The organism is Arthrobacter sp. Y3223151 (genome assembly GCF_059091125.1).
This window is the reverse complement of the sequence record NZ_JBNHGI010000012.1, coordinates 1-19,089: the sequence shown is the minus strand read 5'-3', so window position 1 is coordinate 19,089 and position 19,089 is coordinate 1. Positions and strand designations below refer to the sequence as shown.

Below are 19,089 nucleotides of genomic sequence, written 5' to 3'. Positions count from 1 at the left end.
AGGCATGACAGCCCGCATCACTCCGGCCCAGGCCCGCCGCATCGCGCTGGCGGCGCAGGGATTGGTTCAGGAACGGCCCACCGGCCTTGTCACGGCAAGGCAGGTGGGCCGGACCTTTGACCGGCTGCGGCTGCTGCAGATTGACTCCGTGAACGTGCTGGTGCGCGCACATTACCTGCCGTTCTTCTCCAGGCTCGGCGGCTACGACGTCGACATCCTCCACCGGTTCGCGGGAAAAGCGCCGCGCCGCATGATGGAGTACTGGGCGCACGAGGCCAGCTATATCAAGCCGCAGGATTTCGCCGATCTCCGCCAGTGGCAGCGTCGCCGGTGGGTCGGCGCGGCCGGCATGGACCCGGTCCTCGTCCGGGACCTGACCGCCAAGATCCTGGACACCCTTTCCTCCTCGCGCGGCCTGACCGCCCGGGCGGTCGCCGACCGGATCGGCCATGACGCGCACCAGCCGAAGACCGACTGGGGCTGGAACTGGAACGCGGTCAAGCGGGTGCTGGAGGACCTCTTCGAACAGGGGCTGGTCAGCGCCGCCGCGCGGACTCCCCAGTTCGAACGGCTCTACACCCTGACCGAGCGGGTGCTGCCCGCCCCGCACGACGCACAGTACCGGCCCGATCCGGAACAGGCGATGCTGAGGCTGATCGAGGCCGCGGCGCTGGCCCACGGCATCGGGACCGTCAAGTGCTTCGCCGACTACTTCCGGGTGCCCGTGCGGGCGGCCGCCGTCGCGGTGCGGACGCTGGAGGCGGCCGGAAAGTTGGAAGTGGTGCAGGTGGACGGCTGGAGGGGCGACGTGTACCTGCACGCCGAGGCAGCCCGGCCGCGCCGCGCCACCGGCAGGGCACTCCTGAGCCCCTTCGATTCCTTGGTGTTCGAACGCCAGCGGGTGGAGCGGCTGTTCGGCTTTCGCTACCGGATCGAAATCTATACGCCGGCGCCGAAGCGGACCTACGGCTACTACGTCCTGCCGTTCCTGCTGGGGGACCGGCTGTGCGCCCGCGTGGACTTGAAGGCGGACCGGGCCTCGGGCAGGCTCGTGGTCCGGGCTGCGCACGCCGAAGACGACGCCCCGCCCGGAACCGCGGCGGAGCTGGCAGCGGAGCTGGCCGGCATGGCCGAATGGCTGGCGCTGGACGCCGTCGTGGTTCAGGAGAGGGGCGATTTGGCCCCCGCCCTGGCCCGTGAGAGCGCGAAACGGCCGCCGGGAACCAAAACGCTGCCGGACTCGTCTCTCACGTAGACTGAACAAGCCAGATTTCTGCGCAACTGACTGGGAGCTATGTAGTGCCAACGATTCTCGAGCGTGTGCTTCGTACCGGCGACAAGAAGACGCTGAAGAGGCTGCGCGGCTACGCCGATGCGATCAACGTCCTGGAAGAGGACTTCAAGTCCCTCACGGATGCCGAGTTGCGCGGGGAAACCGACACGTTGAAGCAGCGCTACCAGGACGGCGAGCTGCTCGACGACCTGCTCCCGGAAGCCTTCGCCGCCGTCCGCGAAGCCGCCAGCCGCACGCTCGGCCTGCGCCACTTCGACGTCCAGCTGATGGGCGGCGCAGCCCTGCACATGGGCAACATCGCGGAGATGAAGACCGGTGAAGGCAAGACGCTGGTGGCCACCGCGCCGGCCTACCTGAACGCGCTCACCGGCAAGGGCGTCCACGTGGTGACGGTCAACGACTACCTGGCCGAATACCAGTCCGACCTGATGGGCCGTGTTTACCGCTTCCTGGGCCTGACCAGCGGCTGCATCCTCTCCAACCAGAACCCGGCGACCCGCCGCGAGCAGTACGCGGCGGACATCACCTACGGCACGAACAACGAATTTGGCTTCGACTACCTGCGCGACAACATGGCCTGGAGCCGTGACGAACTGGTCCAGCGCGGACACCACTTCGCGATCGTGGACGAAGTCGACTCCATCCTGATCGACGAGGCCCGCACCCCGCTGATCATTTCCGGCCAGGCCTCCGGCGACGTGAACCGCTGGTACACCGAATTTGCGCGCGTCGTGATGCGGCTGAAGGACACCGAAGACTACGAAGTCGACGAGAAGAAGCGGACCGTCGGCGTGCTGGAGTCCGGCATCGAAAAAGTCGAGGACTACCTCGGCATCGACAACCTGTATGAATCGGCGAATACGCCGCTGATCGGGTTCCTGAACAACGCCATCAAGGCCAAGGAGTTGTTCAAGCGGGACAAGGACTACGTGGTGCTCAAGGGCGAGGTGCTCATCGTCGACGAGCACACCGGCCGCATCCTGGCCGGCCGGCGCTACAACGAAGGCATGCACCAGGCGATCGAGGCCAAAGAGGGCGTCGAGATCAAGGCCGAGAACCAGACGCTGGCCACGGTGACCCTGCAGAACTACTTCCGCCTCTACGGCAAGCTCTCGGGCATGACCGGCACCGCCGAAACCGAGGCGGCCGAGTTCATGAGCACCTACAAGCTCGGCGTGGTTCCGATCCCGACGAACAAGCCGATGGCCCGCATCGACCAGTCGGACCTGATCTACAAGAACGAAGTCGCCAAATTCGACGCCGTCGTGAAGGACATCGCCGAGCGCCACGAAAAGGGCCAGCCGGTCCTGGTGGGCACCACCAGCGTGGAGAAGAGCGAGTACCTGTCCAAGCAGTTGGCGAAACAGGGCATCCGGCACGAAGTGCTTAACGCAAAGAATCACGCCCGGGAAGCGGCCATCGTCGCGCAGGCCGGCCGCAAGGGTGCCGTCACGGTGGCCACCAACATGGCCGGCCGCGGTACCGACATCATGCTCGGCGGCAACGCCGAATTCAACGCCGTGGCCGAGTTGGAACGCCGCGGCCTCGACCCCGCCGAGAACCCGGAAGACTACGAGGCCGCCTGGCCCGCGGCCCTGGCAGCGGCGCAGAAAGCCGTGCAGGCCGAGCACGACGAGGTCAAGGAGCTCGGCGGGCTCTACGTGCTGGGTACCGAACGGCATGAATCACGCCGCATCGACAACCAGCTCCGCGGCCGTTCCGGCCGCCAGGGCGACCCGGGCGAATCCCGCTTCTACCTCTCCCTCACCGATGACCTGATGCGGCTGTTCAACTCGGGCGCGGCCGAACGGATCATGAACTCCTCCCGCATGCCCGACGACGTGGCGTTGGAGTCCAAGATGGTTTCCAAGGCCATCCAGAACGCCCAGGCACAGGTCGAAGGCCGGAACGCCGAGCAGCGCAAGAACGTGCTGAAGTACGACGACGTGCTCAACCGGCAGCGCGAGGCAATCTACAATGACCGGCGGCGCATCCTGGAAGGCGACGACCTGCACGAGAAGGTCGCGTTCTTCCTCGAGGACGTGGTGACGGCGATGGTCAACGAAGCCACCATGGAGGGCCATGGCGACGACTGGGACTACGAGCAGCTGTGGACCAACCTCAAGCAGCTCTACCCCATCGAACTGACGATCGACGAGGTGCTGGAGGAAGCCGGCGGGCGTTCGAGGGTCACGGCAGATTTCCTGCGCGCAGAAATTGTCTCCGATGCCAAGGTCGCCTACGCGCAGCGTGAGCAGACACTCGGCTCCGAGACCATGCGCGAACTGGAGCGGCGCGTGGTGCTCTCGGTGATCGGCAGGAAGTGGCAGGAACACCTCTACGAGATGGATTACCTCAAGGAGGGCATCGGACTGCGGGCCATGGCCCAACGCGATCCGCTGGTCGAATACCAGCGCGAGGGATTCGTGATGTTCCAGGCCATGATGGAGTCCATCCGCGAAGAGAGCATCGGCTATCTCTTCAACCTCGAGGTCCAGGTGCAGCAGCCGGCCGAGGCGACGGTCCCCGGGGTCGCGGACGCCCGGGCGGCGGCGGCGCCGCAGATCACTGCGGCCGGGCTGGAAGCCCCGCAGCGGCCGGCGGCCCTGCAGTTCACGGCGCCCAGTGCATCCGGGGAAGCCGAGACACGGGTCGAACGCCAGGCCCCGGCCAAGGCGGCAGCGCCCGCCAGGGACAAGCGCCCCGCCAAGAGCGGCAAGCGCCGGAAGTAGTTTCGGGGTTCAGCCGATCTCCAGGGCCGTGACCTTCCACAGTCCGCGGATCCACTCCAGCCGCAGCGCCACCGCGCGTATCCGGCGCGTCTCGGCCACCACCAGCGACGCTTCATAGGCGCTGTCGGCGGCACGGCACACCCGGGAGGAGTGGACCACGGCGCTGCGGTGCAGCCGCAGCGGGGCGGCGCGGCCATCGGAACGCAGTTGCGCCCGGTGCGCCCTGGCGATGTCCGCCCGGTGCACCAGCTTTTCGAAGCTGGCGGGGTCCAGCCAGCGGGCGAGCTGTTGGACCGGCCGCGTGCCGGAGACGGCCTCCAGGCAGGCCTGCGCCACGGAGCGGGCCATCGCCGTGACGTGGAGCAGTTCGGCCTCCGCCTCGGGATCCCCGCCCACCGGCAGCGGAACGGGCCGGGACACAGCGGCGGCTCCGGCCGCCCCGCGGGTGTCCTCCGGTCGCTTGGGCTGCAACCGGATGACGGGCGCAAAGTAGCCGTCCGGCCCCGCCGGTTTGACCCGCCGTACCGTCAGGGGCCGGGGCGCCCCGCTCGCTGGTGCCAGCGCGTCCACACGCGCGCCCGCCCCGGCTTCTTTCCCCGGCGCCTGCGCGGCCGGGAGGTGTCGAACGTTGTCCATGTCCTGCCCTTCCTTCCACTGGTACTGCCTTGGCTTCCGGCCGCGCCCCACAGCGCGGCGCCTGTGTGCGTCTCTCCGCCGCTTGCGGAAAGCTTCACCATCCGGGCGGAGGTACGACGAGCGTTTGCCCGGGTTGGATTAGCGAGGGGTCGCGGCCGATGAGGGTCCTGTTGGCGGCATACCATTCCGGCCACCGCTCGGCGATTTCCGCGTCGGTCGCCAGCGGGCCCAGCTCGGCGGCCGCGAGCCGCCACAGGGAATCGCCGGCGGTGACGGTAACCAGGCGGGGTTTGTCGGGAGTGTCCCTGGTCGGCGGCTTGGCGACGGCGCCCGGGGCCGCGGCCGGGGGACCGGGCCTCCACGACGGGTCCACCGGAGGATGTGCTGGTCCGGCCAAGCCGTCCGGCTGCCACCGAGGATCCACCACGGCGGCGCTGGACGTGCCGGTCCCGGCCGCAGGTTCGACCATCCGCGATGCGGCCGCCGCATGCGCACCTGCGATCACCACCAGATTGAGGCCGACGACCGCGCCCGCCAGGCGCCGCATGAATGCGGGACTCCACGCGGCCGATCGGGCCGCCAGGCGACGGTGGCCGGTCTTGGCCAGCACCGCGCAGGCCGCCGCTGCCGCCATGCCCAGGAGCAACCAACAGAGCACGGCCGCGCCGGCTCCGATCGACAGGAGCGCCAGCAGGTCCTGGTAGTCCTGCGGAGGCCACGCGGCGCCGGTGGCCAGTTCCCTCCCGGCGAGCATCAGCACGGCGGCACAACCCGTCACCAGCCCTGCGGTTGCCAGATCGGCGGTGGTTCTGAGCATGGGAAGTGCCTCCGGTCGGGGCCTGCTTTGATATCGTTTGGTGCTTTTTGCTTCGATTTGCTTCTGTTTGATCTCCCATAGTGGCAGCGTCCAAGGCTTGTTGTAAACAGTCGGTTTTCGATTGACGGGATTTGGTGCAGGTTCCTAGGCTGGCGCCATGCGTTGGGACGCCCTGTTTGCCGATTTGGAGACCCAGCTACACGCCGCGGACAGGTTGGAGCTGGAAGCGGAGGTGAACGAGCGCGCCCGGATCGAGCTGGCCGCGGTGGGTCTGGCCGACCGGCTTCGGGGGCAGCTGGGCAGCAGTCTGCGCGTCCGTCTGGGCGCAGGCCTCAGGTTCGAGGGGACGCTGGCCCATGTCGGATCAACCTGGTTGGTGCTCAACGAGGGAGTGCGGAGCGTGCTCGTGCCGTTGGCCGCTGTCCAACTGCTCGAAGGAATGGGCCGGCATGCGGTCGCCGACCCGACCGGGGCGCGTCGGCTCGGGCTCGGTTCCGCCCTTCGGGCCCTGGGCCGCGACCGAGCACCGGTCGCCGTATACCTGTCGGGCAGCCCGGGCATGCCGGCGGCCGAGGGCGTGGTCGACAGGGTCGGGGCGGACTCCTTCGACGTCGCGGCCGTGCCGTCGGGCGAGGACAGGCGCGCGGCAAATGTCCGGTCGGTCTACACGGTGCCCTTCGCGGCCATTGCGGCCCTCGTGTCGCGCAGCCCGGACTAGATGCTCATTCCGTGGTCGACTTGGCCTCTTCGATCAGCCGCCGCGTCTGGGCGTACTTGTCCTGGATGTACTGGTCGAGCATTACCTGCTCGACGCGCCATTGGCCCCGGCCGCCGATCTGGATGGCGGGAAGTTCGCCGCTGCGAACCAGGGCGTACGTCTGCGACGAGGAGATCTGCAACTCCTCCGCCACATCGGACAGGGTGAGGAACCGTGGCATGGGCAGATCCTTTGGAACGGGGGCGGTTTCAGCCATTATGGCACCGTTTGATGCCGTTTGATCCGACTGGCCCCGTTTGTTCCGAAAAGTTTTCCCCAGATCGGGTCCGGGCGGCCGCAGCGGTTCCCTTTTCCTGTGGACCGCGGCCAGAATGGTGCCACCCGCGGCCTCGGGGCCGGCTCTCGGAGCGCAGCGTGGCTGTCCTTCCGGGGCGCGGGAATTAAGGGGAGGAAGATCCGTGAGCGCTGCCATCGCAGAAAAGACCGTGGCACAGCGGTTGAAACGCCCGTCCTGGAAAGATCCCCGGTTGCTGGTGGGACTGCTGCTGGTGGCGGCTTCGGTGGCCGGAGTGGCCGCGCTGGTCAACAGCGCGGATAAGACCACCGGCGTCCTGGCGGCCAGGTCGGACATCGCGGTGGGGCAACCGATCTCGGCCGCGGACGTGGTCGTCGTCGACGTCCGGCTGGGCGAGGCGGGGGGCCTCTACCTGCCGGCGGCAACGGGGCTGCCGGCAGGTGCCGTCGCCACCGCGCTGGTCCGGGGCGGGGAACTGCTGCCGGCTTCCGTGCTGGGTGTCAGCGACGACTTGGACCGGAAGCCGATCGGCCTGAATATCGAGAGCCCGTTGCCCGAGGAGGCCGGTCCCGGTTCCCGGGTCGATGTCTGGGTGTCGCTGCCGGACGGACGGAACGGTTTCGAGCAGCCGGAGAGGCTGCTCGAGGCGGCCGAGGTGTCGCAGTTGACGCGCGCCACCACAGCTTTCGGCGCGTCCGGAGCGGAACGGCTGCACGTCCTGGTGGGGGATGACACCATGCCGGCGCTTCTGCATGCCCTCGCCAACGGGGCACGCATCAACGTGGTACTCAACCCGGCCGGCACCCCATGAGCCTGCCGGTCGTCACGCTGGGGACGGCGGCCGCCGACTTCGTGACGGGCCTGGAACGGCTCCATGGACCCGTCACGGTGGTCCGGCGCTGCACCGACCTCGCGGAGTTGCTGGCGGCGGCGCAGTCCGGGCTGGCCCGGGCGGCCATCGTGGCGGGCCGGACGAGGGAGCTCGACGGCAGCGTGCTGGAGCGGCTGCACAGCGCCGAGGTGTCCGTGGTGGCGTTGACCGACGACGGCGGGGAACGCCTCCGGCTCGAAGCGCTCGGCATCCGCACGGGTGCCGAAACCGTCGAACCCGTGGCCCTGGCAGCACTGGTGGCCGAGTCCGTCGCGCAGCTGGGCTCGCTGACGGCGGCCGGAGCGGCAGCATCAGCCGCTGCGCCGGGACGGGCAGCGCTGGCCGACCCTGCCCGGGCCCTGCGGCCGCACGGCGCCGCAGTTGAACCGCCGGTACCTGCAGGGGCCAGGGGTGAACTCGTCGCGGTGTGGGGCCCGGCGGGGGCGCCGGGACGCACCACCGTGGCGGTCAACCTCGCCGCCGAATACGCCGCCGCCGGTCGGCGGACCCTGCTGATGGATGCCGATACCTACGGGGCCAGCGTCGCCGCGTTCCTTGGCCTGCTCGATGAATCTGCCGCCCTGGCCCACGCCTGCCGCCTGGCGGACCAGGGCGTGCTGGACAGCCAGGCCCTGGAACGGGTCTGCCTGAAGGTAGCCGTGGCCGGAACCTCCATGCTGGTGCTGACCGGGATTACCAGGGTGGACCGGTGGACCGAGCTGAGGCCGTCGGCGCTCGGGGCGGTGCTGGACGTGGCGCGGGCGGTGGCCGAGACCGTCGTCGTGGATTGCGGTTTCTCGCTGGAACACGACGAGGAGCTGAGCTTTGACTCGATGGCGCCCCGGCGCAACGGCGCCACCTTGCGCGTGCTGGAGGCGGCGGACCGGGTGCTGGCCGTGGGCAGCGCGGATTCGGTGGGGCTGCCGCGGCTGGTCCGCGGGCTGGACGAACTGGCGCATGCCGTCCCCTCGGCCCCGGCGGAAGTGGTGCTCAACAAGGTCCGGGCGGCGGCCGTGGGAGCCCGGCCGGAAGCACAGCTGCGGGAGGCCTGGGAACGGTTCGTGCCGGCGGCCGGGGTCCCTGCCCTGCTGCCATCCGATACCGCCGCAGCCGATGCCGCCCTGCTGGGCGGCTCGGTCCTGTTGGAAACCGCGCCCGGCTCTGCGCTGCGGCACGCAATCGCCGGGCTGGCCGGAAGCCGGCCGGCGCCGCCAAGGCGGGGAATCCGCCGTCGTGCCCGCCCAAAGTGAAGTTTTGAACGCGCCGCGTTAGGCTTGCCAAAGGACCGCAACGGCGCGGTTGGGACCCACCTATCGGAGGCGTTTTACATGTCGACTGGATCCAGCATGGCGGATCTGTCCAGCTCAGCTACCGGCGATGAGGAATTCATCGCTAAATACTACGAGCACCTGGCCGCGGAGGATGCCGCGAGCTACAGTCCGGATGTGCTCCGCGCCCGCGCGCTGGCGCACCGGGAGCTGGCGGTTCACCGCCCTCCGGCCCAGCCCGTGATCGGCATCCGGGACGAAGCCGAGGCCAGCGTCGTCATGATCGTCACCGATGACATGCCGTTCCTGGTCGATTCGGTCACCGCGGAGCTGCTGCGTCACGGCATTGCCATCCGGATGATCACGCACCCCACCTTTGTGGCCACCCGGGCCCGGGACAGCCACGACCTCGCCGGCGTTGAGCAGGTGCCGGCCGCCGCCGGAGTGTCCAGCGGCGACACGGCGGCACTGCCGCAGCTGGGATCCTTCGAGACCGGCGGCGACGAGGTCCTGCGGATCGAATCCTGGATGGCCGTGGAGACCGGACGGATCGAGCCGGACAAGGCCGCCGAGCTGACGGGCGGCCTCAAGAGCGTCCTGGCGGATGTCCGGGCCTCGGTCGAGGACTGGCCGGCCATGCGGCGGCAGGTGCGGCAGGTTGCCGCCTCGCTGGATTCGGTCGTGGGCGCCGAGGAGATTCCCGACCTGCAGGAGGCCAAGGAGCTGCTTGAGTGGCTCGACGACGGCAATTTCACCTTCCTGGGCTACCGCGAATACGATCTCGTCACCCAGAACGGGGAAGACGTGCTCCTGGTCCGGGAGGACAGCGGCCTGGGCATGATGCGCCACATCGGCGACACGAAGCGGGTCCAGCACCTCACCGAAGAGGGCCGCGCCCGCGCCCGGGAAAAACGCGCGCTGGTGATTACCAAGGCGAACTCGCGGTCCACGGTGCACCGCGCGGCATACCTGGACTACATCGGCGTGAAGAGCTTCGATGCGCAGGGCAACGTCGACGGCGAGCGCCGCTTTATCGGCCTCTTCGCCACCAGCGCCTACAACCGTTCGGTGAAGAGCGTCCCGATTGCCCGGGAAAAGGTCGCGGCGGTGCTGCAGCACAGCGGCTTCCCGGCCGATTCGCACTCCGGCAAGGACCTGTTGTCGATCCTCGAAACGTACCCGCGGGACGAGTTGTTCCAGATGGACGTCGAGGAGCTGGCCGCGACCGCGATGGGCATCCTCCGGCTGCAGGAGCGGCGCCGGACCCGGCTGTTCCTGCGCACCGACGCCTACGGCAGGTTCGTGTCGGCCCTGGTGTTCCTGCCGCGCGACCGCTACACGACCGCCGTCCGGCTGCGGATCGAGCAGGAGCTGCGCAACACCTTCGACCCGCAGAGCATCGACTATGAGGCGCGGATGTCCGAATCCGCGCTGGCCCGGCTGTTCTTCCGCATCCGGCTCAAGCGTGCCTCCACGGTGCCGAAGGTCGACACCGCCGACCTTGAGCGCCGGCTTGCCCAGGCGTCCCGGTCCTGGTCGGAGGGCATCGAAGAGGTGCTGCGCGCCAATTTCGACGGCGAGGAGGCTGCCCGCCTCTCGGCGAACTGGAAGGACGCGTTCCCGCCCAGCTACCGGGTGGACTACGAGGTGGAAGACGCGCTCGAGGACATCGCCCGTTTCCGCAACTACGAGGGAGGCGAACCCGGCGCGGCGCCGGTGCTGCACGTCTACGTTCCCGAGGACAGCGCCGACGTCCTCGCCGCCGACGCCCGGCTGAAGCTGTACCTGCCGGAGGCCCGGTCGCTGAGCAACATCATGCCCGTGCTGCAGAACACCGGGCTGGAGGTACTGGACGAGCGCCCGTTCGAGATCAACACGGCGGACGGCGAAGACTACTTCCTGTACGACTTCGGCCTCCGGTACCCGGCGGGCGTCGACCCGATCGCCACCGGCGACCTGCTCGAGGAAGCCTTCGGCGCTGCCGTCACCGGACGCAGCGAGTCGGACGGCTTCGACCGGCTGGTCCTGGCCGAGGGCATCGGCTGGCGCCAGGTTGCGGTGCTGCGCGCCTACACCCGCTACCTGCGGCAGCTGGGCAACCTGGTCTCCTACGCCTTCGTCTCCGACACGCTGCTGGCCAACCCGGCGGTGGCCCGCGCCCTGCTGGCGGTGTTCAACGCCAGCTTCGATCCGGACCTTGAAGGCGACCGCGAGGCGGCGGTCGAGGCCGCCCGCTCCGAGCTCGCAGCGGGACTCGAAGCCGTGCCCACCCTGGACGCGGACCGGGTGCTGCGCTCGCTGGCCAACCTGATCGACGCGACGCTTCGCACCAACTACTTCCAGGACAAGCCCTACTTCAGCTTCAAACTCAGCCCGTCGCGGATCGAGGGTGCACCGTTCCCGCGGCCGAAATACGAAATCTGGGTCTACTCGCCGCGGGTCGAAGGCGTCCACCTTCGCTTCGGCGACGTGGCCCGCGGCGGACTCCGCTGGTCCGACCGGCGGGAGGACTTCCGCACGGAGATCCTGGGACTGGTCAAGGCGCAGACCGTCAAGAACGCGGTCATCGTGCCCACCGGCGCCAAGGGCGGCTTCTTCGCCAAACGGCTGCCCGACCCCGCCGTGGACCGCGCGGCCTGGATGGCGGAGGGGCAGGAAAGCTACCGCACCTTCATCCGCGGCCTGCTGGACATCACCGACAACCTGGTCCGGACCGCAACCGGCCAGGACGTGGTGCCGCCCGAGCGGGTGGTCCGGCTGGACGGCGACGACACCTACCTGGTCGTCGCCGCGGACAAGGGGACCGCAAGCTTCTCCGACATCGCCAACGACATCTCGCTGGAATACGGCCACTGGCTCGGCGACGCCTTCGCGTCCGGGGGCTCGGTCGGCTACGACCACAAGGCGATGGGCATTACCGCCCGCGGCGCGTGGGAGTCGGTCAAGCGTCACTTCAGCGAACTCGGCGTCGACACCCAGACCGAGGACTTCACCGTCGTCGGCGTTGGAGACATGAGCGGCGACGTCTTCGGGAACGGGATGCTGCTTTCCGAGCACATCCGGCTGGTCGCGGCCTTCGACCACCGGCATATTTTCCTGGACCCGGACCCCGACGCCGCTGCCTCCTTCCAGGAGCGCCGGCGCCTGTTCGAGCTGCCCCGGTCCTCTTGGGCCGACTATGACGAGAAACTGATCAGCGCAGGCGGCGGGGTCTACCCGCGGTCGGTGAAGTCGATCCCGTTGTCCGGGCAGGTGCGGGAAGTCCTCGGCCTCGATCCGCAGGTCACGAGCATGAGTCCGCCCGAACTGCTGCAGGCCATCCTGAAGGCGCCGGTGGACCTGCTGTACAACGGCGGCATCGGCACCTATGTGAAGGCGTCGACCGAGTCGAATGCCGAAGTCGGCGACAAGGGCAATGACGCCATCCGCGTCAACGGCGCCGACCTGCGGGTCAAGGTGATCGGCGAAGGCGGCAACCTGGGGATGACCCAGCGCGGCCGGGTCGAAGCCGCCGGCAAGGGGATCATCCTCAACACCGATGCCATCGACAACTCTGCCGGCGTGGACTGCTCCGACTACGAGGTCAACATCAAGATCCTCGTGGACCAGATGGTCGCCGCCGGGAAACTGCCGGTAGCGGAGCGTGCCGACCTGCTGCAGTCGATGACCGAGGACGTCGGACGCCTGGTCATCCAGGACAATATCGACCAGAACGTCCTGCTGCTCAACGACCGCCAGCGGATCATCGAGTGGAGCCCGAGCTTCGAACGCCTGATGGACTGGCTGGAAAACCACGCCGAACTGGACCGGCAACTCGAAGCGCTGCCGTCCACCGAGGAGCTGCATGAACGGATCGCGGCCGGCCAGGGCCTGACCTCTCCGGAGCTGGCCGTGCTGGCGGCGTACGCGAAGATCGAGCTGACCCATGCGCTGACCGAGAGCAACCTGGCCGACGATCCGTACTTCGACGGTGTGCTGCGCGGTTATTTCCCGCACCAGCTGGTCGAGCGGTTCGGCGACGACATGGCGGGCCACCCGCTGCGCCGGGAAATCATCGCCACCGTCGTGGCCAACGACATGATCAACATGGGCGGGATCACCTTCGCCTTCCGGGTCATGGAGGAAACGTCCGTCTCCGAGGCGGACGTGGCGCGGGCGTTCGTGGCGCTGCGCGAGATCTACGAATTCGACAAGCTCGTGGAAGCGCTGAACGCCTTGCCGGCCAGCTTCCCGACGGATTTGTGGTGCACGGTGCACCTGGACATGCGCCGCCTGCTGGACCGGGCGGTGCGCTGGTACATCAACCATGTCGACAGCGGAACACCGGTCGCAGACGGCGTCGCGATGTTCAAGCCGCAAATGGATCCGTTGCGGAACAACCTGGCCCAGTACCTTCGCGGTGACGATCTGGACCGCGTGCACGAATGGCTGGAAACCGCCGAAGAACGCGGGCTGCCGGCGGGGATCGCCCGGCAGTGGGCCGAGCAGTTCGAGAGCTTCGGCTTGCTCGACGTCGCCCGCATCGCCGGGCAGATCGACGAACCGGTCGAGTCCGTCGCACGCGTCTACTACGCGGTCTACGACCGGTTCGACGTCGACAACCTGCTCGAGCGGATCACGGCGCTGCCGCGGGAGGACCGCTGGCAGTCGCTCGCCCGGGCCGCCATGCGCGACGACCTGTACACGACGGTCACGGACATCACCGTGGCGGTCATGCAAAGCACCCCGGCGGGGGAGCAGGCCGAGGCCAGGCTCGACGAGTGGGAGCGGGCCAACGCGGAGAACATCAAGCGCACCCGGGACATGTTCGAGGAAGTGAACAAGCTCGAGCAGGACGACATGGCGTCGCTGTCCGTGGCACTGCGACTGATGCGCTCGACTGTGCGGCGATAGCTTGGCGATCTTCACCGATCCCATCCGCGACTACGCGGAATTTCGTCCGGGTGACGCGGAGTGGCTCCACCTGCTGGTCGGCGACTGGCAGCTGATCGCCGACCTGGCGTTCGCCGACCTGGTCCTGTGGTTCCCGACGCCGGACGGGAGCTACGTGGCGCTGGCGCATGTGCGCCCGTCAACCACCCACACGGTGTTCCACCGGGACTTCGTGGGGGAGCGGATCCGTGCGGACCTCAAGCCGCTGGTGGACCAGGCACGCCGGTCGCAGGGGATCGAACGGTCGTCGGAGGCCGACTGGACCACCGAGATGGCCATGCGGGTCGAGGCGGTGCCCATGGTCCGCAACGGCCGGACGCTGGCCATCGTGACATCGCACATGGACCTGTCCAGCTCCCGGATGCCGTCGAGGCTGGAGCTGACCTACCGGCAGTGCGCCTACGACCTCCTGAAAATGGGAACGCTGGGACTGTGGCCGGACTTCGCCTCGCCGACCGGGTCGCGCCGCGGCGCGCCCCGGGTCGGCGACGGCCTGATCAGGCTGGACGCCGACGGGGTGGTGGAATACGCCAGCCCCAACGGGGTTTCGGCTTTCCGGCGCCTCGGCGACGTCGAGTCCCTGGAGGGCCGCTCACTGGCCGAGGTGACGACGGCGCTGCTGAAGGACCGGCGGATGGTCGACGAAACCCTGCCGCTGGTGGTTACCGGGCGCATGCCCTGGCGCACGGAGATTGAATCCCGCGGCGTCTCGCTCTCGCTGCGGGCCATACCGCTGAGGAACGAGCAGGAGCGTTTCGGCGCCCTGGTGCTGTGCCGGGACGTCTCCGAGCTGCGCCGGCGGGAGATGGAGCTGGTGTCGAAGGACGCCACGATCCGGGAGATCCACCACCGCGTGAAGAACAACCTCCAGACGGTCGCGGCGCTGCTGCGCATGCAGTCGCGCCGGATGGTCAGCGACGAGGCAAAGCAGGGGCTGGAACAGGCCATGCGCCGCGTGGCCTCGATCGCGCTGGTGCACGAAACTCTGTCCCAGGGCTTGGCGCAGAACGTGGACTTCGACGAACTGATCGGGCGTCAGTTCCGGCTCTCGGCGGAAGTAGCCTCGCCCACGCAGGCCGTCCGCACGGAGCGCAGCGGCGAGTTCGGGGAACTGCCCAGCGAGTTCGCCACACCGCTGGCGCTGGTGATCAATGAACTGGTCACGAACGCCGTCGAGCACGGGCTGGCCGGGCGGCACGGCACCGTCCGGTTGACTGCCCGGCGGAGCCGGCGGGGCGACGACGAAGTGCTGACCGTCTCGGTCGAGGACGACGGCGTGGGCCTGCCCGAGGAACCGCGGCGGGAGGGCCTGGGCCTGCAGATTGTCCGCACCCTCGTCACCAGCGAACTCGGCGGCCGGATCGAATGGACCCCGCGCGACGGCGGGGGAACGTGTGTGCGGATCGACCTGGTGCTCAATACCAAGGGGGCCCGCTGAGCGCGGGCGGGTCTGCCTACGCGAGAGGCCGCTGCCGAATCCGGCAGCGGCCTCTCGCCACACTGGGGGTGTCGGGTCAGGAGGCCCGGCGGGCCCGGGCGGCGCGGCGCTTCAGCGCCCGGCGCTCGTCCTCGCTCATGCCTCCCCACACGCCGGCGTCCTGGCCGGACTCGATGGCCCACTGCAGGCACGTATCAATCACCGGGCAGCGCCGGCAGACGCTCTTGGCCTCTTCGATCTGCAGGAGTGCCGGCCCGGTGTTCCCCACGGGGAAAAACAGTTCCGGGTCCTTGTCCAGGCATGCCGCGCGGCTACGCCAATCCATGCTGATCACATACTCCTTTAAATGGTGTCCGGTGGTTTTTGTGAAAACATTCACGAACAGACTCATAGAAAAGGGAGCCCGACCGGCCCCCTCTGCGCTTCGCCATCAAGCGTTTCATGTTGAATCCGCGTAAACAAGAGGTCATGCGGACTTAACCGGCCGTAATACCTGAGTCATTCGTCACAGGGTGATATGGTTCGGCTCCAAGTGGGAGCCGGTGCCCGGCTATCTGGAGCCGTTAATCCGACTATCTAAGGTAGGGTGCGAGTGTGTCAATGCCTGCACCCTCATCCTTCCCTGCCGTCCGTCCGATCGCCATCAAAATCGTCGCGGCGGCAGTGGTCCTGGAAGCACTGGTGCTCTTGGGCGGAGCGGCCCTGTACGCCTACGGGCTGGCCACCCAGACCCCGATCTCGCTGGCCAGCAGCGTCTTCCTGCTGGTCCTGATGCTGGTCTTCGGCCTCTGGCTGCTGGTCGTCGGGCATTACCTGTTCCGCGGGTACCGCTGGACCCGCGCTGCTGCCCTGGTGTGGCAGATCTTCGTGGTCGTCGTGGCCATCTCCATGATCCAAGGCGGCCAGCTGCTGCTGGGCCCGGTCCTGTTGTTGGCGGCCGCAGCCTCCTTCGTCCTGCTGCTGACCAAGCCCGTGACGGATTTCCTGGTCAAGGGCTCCGCACCCCGCGCCCTGTAGCCACCGCCACCTGCAGCGGGACGGCCCGGCCGGCCTCGATCCGGTAGCCGCGTCCCGGCGGTCTCCACCCGTCGTCGAGCCGCACACCGAAGAAGTCCGCATCCGCGCCCGCCCGCGGCGCCAGGACCAAGCCGCGCCCGCGTGCCCTGGCCTGCAGGGCCAGCGGAACCTGCTGCGGCAGCAACGGACCGGGGCGCGCAGCCACCACGGCCGAGGCGCCGGCGGCGACCAGGGCCGTGACGGCACCGTGGGCACGCACGCATAGGTCCTCCGCGTCGTCGACCAGCAGGACGGCGCCGCGGCCGACGGCCGCGCGGCCGGCCCAGAAGTCGTCGGAGTCTCTGCCGTGGGGCGGTGCGACACAGGGCCTCAGTCCCTCCAGCGCCCGCTGCAGCACGACCATCAGGTTGGTCTTCCCGCTGCCATCGGGGCCCAGCACCAGGTACACCTCGCCGGCGGCCAGCGGCAGCGTGGAGGGCTCAAGCTCGTCGCCCTCCACACCGATCACCGGAAACCCGCGGGCCGCGCGCGGCAGCGTGGCCGCGGAAACCGTCAGCGGCAGCGCTTCCACCCGGAAGGGGCGGGCGCGGGCCGCGGCCGGCGGCGGGCAGCCGGCCGGATCGGTGGCCAGCTGGCAGACCCCGCCGTCGCCGCCGATCCGTCCCTGCACCAGAGCCCTGCCGGGCACGGCGTCCATGGGCGGAAGCCGGGGCCAGCCCAGCAGCGTTTCGGGACCGGCCCCGGTCGGCAGGTAGAGCCGGTTGCCCATGAGCGGCAGGAAACGGCTGCCCGACAGTTCACGGTCTCCGGTCACGGCCAGGACGACCCCGGTCGCCCCGCCGTCGCGCGCCAGATCCTGCAGGCAGTCTTCGGCCCAGCCGAGCCGGCCGGCGCGGAAGCCACCGAGCCAGCGGCCCCACCCGCTGACCAGGACGAGCAACGTAACGGCGGCCGCCGGTTCGGCCGGACCCCCGGCCGAGGCCAGGCTGCCGAGCCGGGAGGCAACCTCGTTGGCCAGGCGGCGCAGCACCCGTGCCGCCCGTTCGCTGTCCTGGGGGCCGACGTAGGCGCCGGTCCGGCCGGCGTCCGCGGCGAAGCCCAGCGAACCGTCACCGTCCAGCACGTAGCAGTGGCGTTCCACCGGTCCGCCCAGGAGCTGCGACGCCAGGACCCGCAAAAACTCCCGGTGTCCTCCGCCTCCTACCCCGAGAACGGCCAGGTGGCCGTCGTGCTCCGGCTGCCAGCGCAGCGGCACCTGCCGTTGCCGGGACGGCATGTCCAGCAGGCCGATCGGGATGCTGCCCCCGTCCTGGGGCGCGGCGGCGGCGGAAACCGGGCTCCAGCCGCCGCCGCCGGGAGACCGGGCGGGGCCGCACAATCCGGGCACCGCCAGGTCGGCGACGGCCAGGCTCGCAGGCAGGGCCGGCGGCAACCGCCGGGCTTCCGGCAGGCCGAGGCCACGGGAGGCGGCCGCAGCCTCGGCCACCAGCTGCTCGACCACTCCGGTGCCCTCGGACGCCGGCGCTGCCGGTGGTTCTGCCGCCAGCCATTCATCCACGGTCCGGAAGAGCGGGACGTGTCCGGCGGCCGGCAGGGTGCTGCAGGCCGACTGAAAGGGCACCGCACCCTGCGTGCCGACGCGCAGGTAGGCCCTGCCCCTCGCGGTCACCGGAATGTCGGCGGCCGCGGCCGAGTCCAGTAGGTCGCGGGACTCGGCCGTGTTCTGCGTCCGCAGCACGATCATGGTGGTGATATTCGCGCGGATGTCCGAGGAGACTGCGCCCTGCGGCCGTTGCGTGGCCAGCACCAGGTGGATGCCCAGGGCACGGCCCACGGTGGCCACGCGCATCAGCTCGGGAAGCGCCTGCGGCGCGTCCTCGGCCAGCATCCGGAATTCGTCTACGACGACGACGAGCCGCGGCAGCGTGCCGGGCGGGCAGGCCGCGATGTCCCCGATGCCGAGGCCGGCCAGCAGGCCCTCGCGGCGGCGCACCTCCGCCTGCAGCCAGGCCAGCGACCGGCCGACTGCCTCCAGCGTCAGGTCCGTGAGCAGGCCGGCGCAGTGCGGCAGCCGCGCGAGCGGGCCGAGCCCGGAACCGCCCTTGAAGTCGATCAGCAGGAAATTCACCGTGGCCGGGGACCTGGTCAGCGCCAGCGAGAGGATAAGGCTCCGCAGCAGTTCGGACTTGCCGGAGCCGGTGGTGCCGACGACCAGCAGGTGCGGGCCGTGGACGGCCAGGTCGAGCGCCAGCGGTCCGGCGGCGCCGGCACCCGGCAGGGCGGTGAGGCCGGGACGGCGGTCGCCGCGGGACCATCGCCCGGCCAGCGGCTCCCGCGGCAGCATCGACTGCAGGCGGCAGCGCGGCGGCAGCGAACCGGTGGCCGGCAGCGGCGTGAAAGGCATGGCCCCGGCGGCCAGCCGGGCCAGACGGTCCAGCGTGGGAGCCTGCACCAGATCCGCCGAGAACACGACGTCTCCGCCGTCTGCGCTCAGGCGGGAGGCCTGTCCGGCCACGATGATCCGGGTCCCGGCGTCGGCCGGACCGCCGAACCAGAGTTGCGCGGCCGGGCGTCCGGAACCCGCCAGTACGCGGGCCGCCTCGCCGCCGCGTCCGGCTACCAGCAGCACGAGGCTGCCGCCGCCGGCGGCGAGCCGCTCCGCCAGTTGCCCGGGCCGGTCCACCAGCTCCACGCCGGGCAGGAACCGCGCCGACGCGCGGACGGACTCCGGCAACGCGTAGCAGACAACGCGCAGGGCGGTTTCCGCCACCCGTGCGGCCAACTGCAGCAGGGCCGAACGCAGCAGCCCGTCCAGCCCGGACGGTGTTCCCTGGATCCGCAGCGGGGACCCGGCGAGCAGGTCCACGCACAGCGGAACATCCCTGGCGGGAGCCTGGACCACCGGCGCCGACGCCGAACCGATGTGTGCCGGCAGGCTGGCCGTCCCCAGCCGCAGCCACACGTGGGCCGGGCGGGCCCTGCTGCTCTTCGGCGTCAGCGCCGTCTACCACCGCGGCAACTGGAGCCCCCGCGTCAAACTGGTGCTCAAGCGCCTGGACCACACCAACATC

General features: G+C 69.5%; 13 protein-coding genes and 1 pseudogene. 9 read left to right on the top strand and 5 right to left on the bottom strand.

The features are described from left to right. Positions 1–4: 4 nt before the first annotated feature. Positions 5–1,255 carry a winged helix-turn-helix domain-containing protein gene (locus AC5RUP_RS14415; protein ID WP_494154639.1) on the top strand — a complete coding sequence of 417 codons (1,251 nt, stop codon included), beginning with the start codon at positions 5–7 and terminating at the stop codon, positions 1,253–1,255. A gap of 44 nt (positions 1,256–1,299) precedes the next feature. Beyond that, on the top strand, positions 1,300–4,026 hold the full coding sequence (gene secA, locus AC5RUP_RS14410; RefSeq protein WP_494158678.1) for a preprotein translocase subunit SecA: 2,727 nt from the start codon (positions 1,300–1,302) through the stop codon (positions 4,024–4,026). Between the two features lie 9 nt (positions 4,027–4,035). Here secA and AC5RUP_RS14405 read toward each other — a convergent pair whose 3' ends face one another. Together AC5RUP_RS14405 and AC5RUP_RS14400 are read right to left on the bottom strand one after the other, a co-directional pair. Next, positions 4,036–4,662: an Rv3235 family protein gene (locus tag AC5RUP_RS14405; RefSeq protein ID WP_494158677.1), complete on the bottom strand. Its 627-nt coding sequence runs from the start codon at positions 4,660–4,662 to the stop codon at positions 4,036–4,038. Positions 4,663–4,756: 94 nt separating this feature from the next. Next, positions 4,757–5,479: a LysM peptidoglycan-binding domain-containing protein gene (locus AC5RUP_RS14400; protein ID WP_494158676.1), complete on the bottom strand. Its 723-nt coding sequence runs from the start codon at positions 5,477–5,479 to the stop codon at positions 4,757–4,759. Between the two features lie 157 nt (positions 5,480–5,636). Here AC5RUP_RS14400 and AC5RUP_RS14395 point away from each other — a divergent pair, with 157 nt between their 5' ends. Further along, positions 5,637–6,197, top strand: a complete 561-nt coding sequence (locus AC5RUP_RS14395) for a hypothetical protein (RefSeq protein ID WP_494158675.1) — start codon at positions 5,637–5,639, stop codon at positions 6,195–6,197. 4 nt (positions 6,198–6,201) lie between these two features. Here AC5RUP_RS14395 and AC5RUP_RS14390 read toward each other — a convergent pair whose 3' ends face one another. After that, positions 6,202–6,417, bottom strand: a complete 216-nt coding sequence (locus tag AC5RUP_RS14390) for a helix-turn-helix domain-containing protein (RefSeq protein ID WP_493979122.1) — start codon at positions 6,415–6,417, stop codon at positions 6,202–6,204. A 238-nt stretch (positions 6,418–6,655) separates the two neighbouring features. Between AC5RUP_RS14390 and AC5RUP_RS14385 the strand changes: the two genes are divergently transcribed. The 4 genes from AC5RUP_RS14385 (at position 6,656) to AC5RUP_RS14370 (ending at position 15,001) form a co-directional block, all read left to right on the top strand. Then, the gene (locus tag AC5RUP_RS14385; protein WP_494155192.1) at positions 6,656–7,303 is read left to right on the top strand and encodes a hypothetical protein; all 648 of its coding nucleotides are present in this window, start codon (positions 6,656–6,658) and stop codon (positions 7,301–7,303) included. Next, positions 7,300–8,613, top strand: a complete 1,314-nt coding sequence (locus AC5RUP_RS14380) for a CpaE/TadZ family protein (protein ID WP_494158674.1) — start codon at positions 7,300–7,302, stop codon at positions 8,611–8,613. Before AC5RUP_RS14385 ends, AC5RUP_RS14380 begins: the two co-directional genes overlap by 4 nt. A 78-nt stretch (positions 8,614–8,691) precedes the next feature. Next, positions 8,692–13,524: an NAD-glutamate dehydrogenase gene (locus tag AC5RUP_RS14375; protein ID WP_494154311.1), complete on the top strand. Its 4,833-nt coding sequence runs from the start codon at positions 8,692–8,694 to the stop codon at positions 13,522–13,524. Position 13,525: 1 nt separating this feature from the next. Then, positions 13,526–15,001, top strand: a complete 1,476-nt coding sequence (locus AC5RUP_RS14370) for a sensor histidine kinase (protein WP_494154310.1) — start codon at positions 13,526–13,528, stop codon at positions 14,999–15,001. Between the two features lie 76 nt (positions 15,002–15,077). Here the strand turns inward: AC5RUP_RS14370 and AC5RUP_RS14365 are convergent, their stop codons facing one another. Continuing rightward, complete coding sequence (locus AC5RUP_RS14365) at positions 15,078–15,326, bottom strand: WhiB family transcriptional regulator (protein ID WP_086994524.1); 249 nt, start codon at positions 15,324–15,326, stop codon at positions 15,078–15,080. 275 nt (positions 15,327–15,601) lie between these two features. On the opposite strand from AC5RUP_RS14365, the gene AC5RUP_RS14360 reads away from it, so the two are divergent. Beyond that, complete coding sequence (locus AC5RUP_RS14360; protein WP_494092511.1) at positions 15,602–16,018, top strand: hypothetical protein; 417 nt, start codon at positions 15,602–15,604, stop codon at positions 16,016–16,018. On the opposite strand, the gene AC5RUP_RS14355 is transcribed toward AC5RUP_RS14360, so the two are convergent. After that, a complete protein-coding gene (locus tag AC5RUP_RS14355; protein WP_494158673.1) occupies positions 15,990–18,920 on the bottom strand; it encodes an FtsK/SpoIIIE domain-containing protein in 2,931 nt (976 codons plus the stop codon). The two genes, AC5RUP_RS14360 and AC5RUP_RS14355, sit on opposite strands and share 29 nt — an antisense overlap. 73 nt (positions 18,921–18,993) lie before the next feature. Here AC5RUP_RS14355 and AC5RUP_RS14350 point away from each other — a divergent pair. Further along, positions 18,994–19,089 (top strand): annotated as a pseudogene (locus AC5RUP_RS14350) (PAQR family membrane homeostasis protein TrhA); the annotation flags it as partial.

Excerpts from the sequence above, each read along its gene's own strand:
- AC5RUP_RS14400 (WP_494158676.1), bottom strand. The coding sequence starts at position 5,479 with ATGCTCAGAACCACCGCCGATCTGGCAACCGCAGGGCTGGTGACGGGT.
- AC5RUP_RS14415 (WP_494154639.1), top strand. The coding sequence starts at position 5 with ATGACAGCCCGCATCACTCCGGCCCAGGCCCGCCGCATCGCGCTGGCG.
- AC5RUP_RS14360 (WP_494092511.1), top strand. The coding sequence starts at position 15,602 with ATGCCTGCACCCTCATCCTTCCCTGCCGTCCGTCCGATCGCCATCAAA.
- AC5RUP_RS14395 (WP_494158675.1), top strand. The coding sequence starts at position 5,637 with ATGCGTTGGGACGCCCTGTTTGCCGATTTGGAGACCCAGCTACACGCC.
- AC5RUP_RS14405 (WP_494158677.1), bottom strand. The coding sequence starts at position 4,662 with ATGGACAACGTTCGACACCTCCCGGCCGCGCAGGCGCCGGGGAAAGAA.
- AC5RUP_RS14365 (WP_086994524.1), bottom strand. The coding sequence starts at position 15,326 with ATGGATTGGCGTAGCCGCGCGGCATGCCTGGACAAGGACCCGGAACTG.
- AC5RUP_RS14390 (WP_493979122.1), bottom strand. The coding sequence starts at position 6,417 with ATGCCACGGTTCCTCACCCTGTCCGATGTGGCGGAGGAGTTGCAGATC.
- AC5RUP_RS14380 (WP_494158674.1), top strand. The coding sequence starts at position 7,300 with ATGAGCCTGCCGGTCGTCACGCTGGGGACGGCGGCCGCCGACTTCGTG.
- AC5RUP_RS14375 (WP_494154311.1), top strand. The coding sequence starts at position 8,692 with ATGTCGACTGGATCCAGCATGGCGGATCTGTCCAGCTCAGCTACCGGC.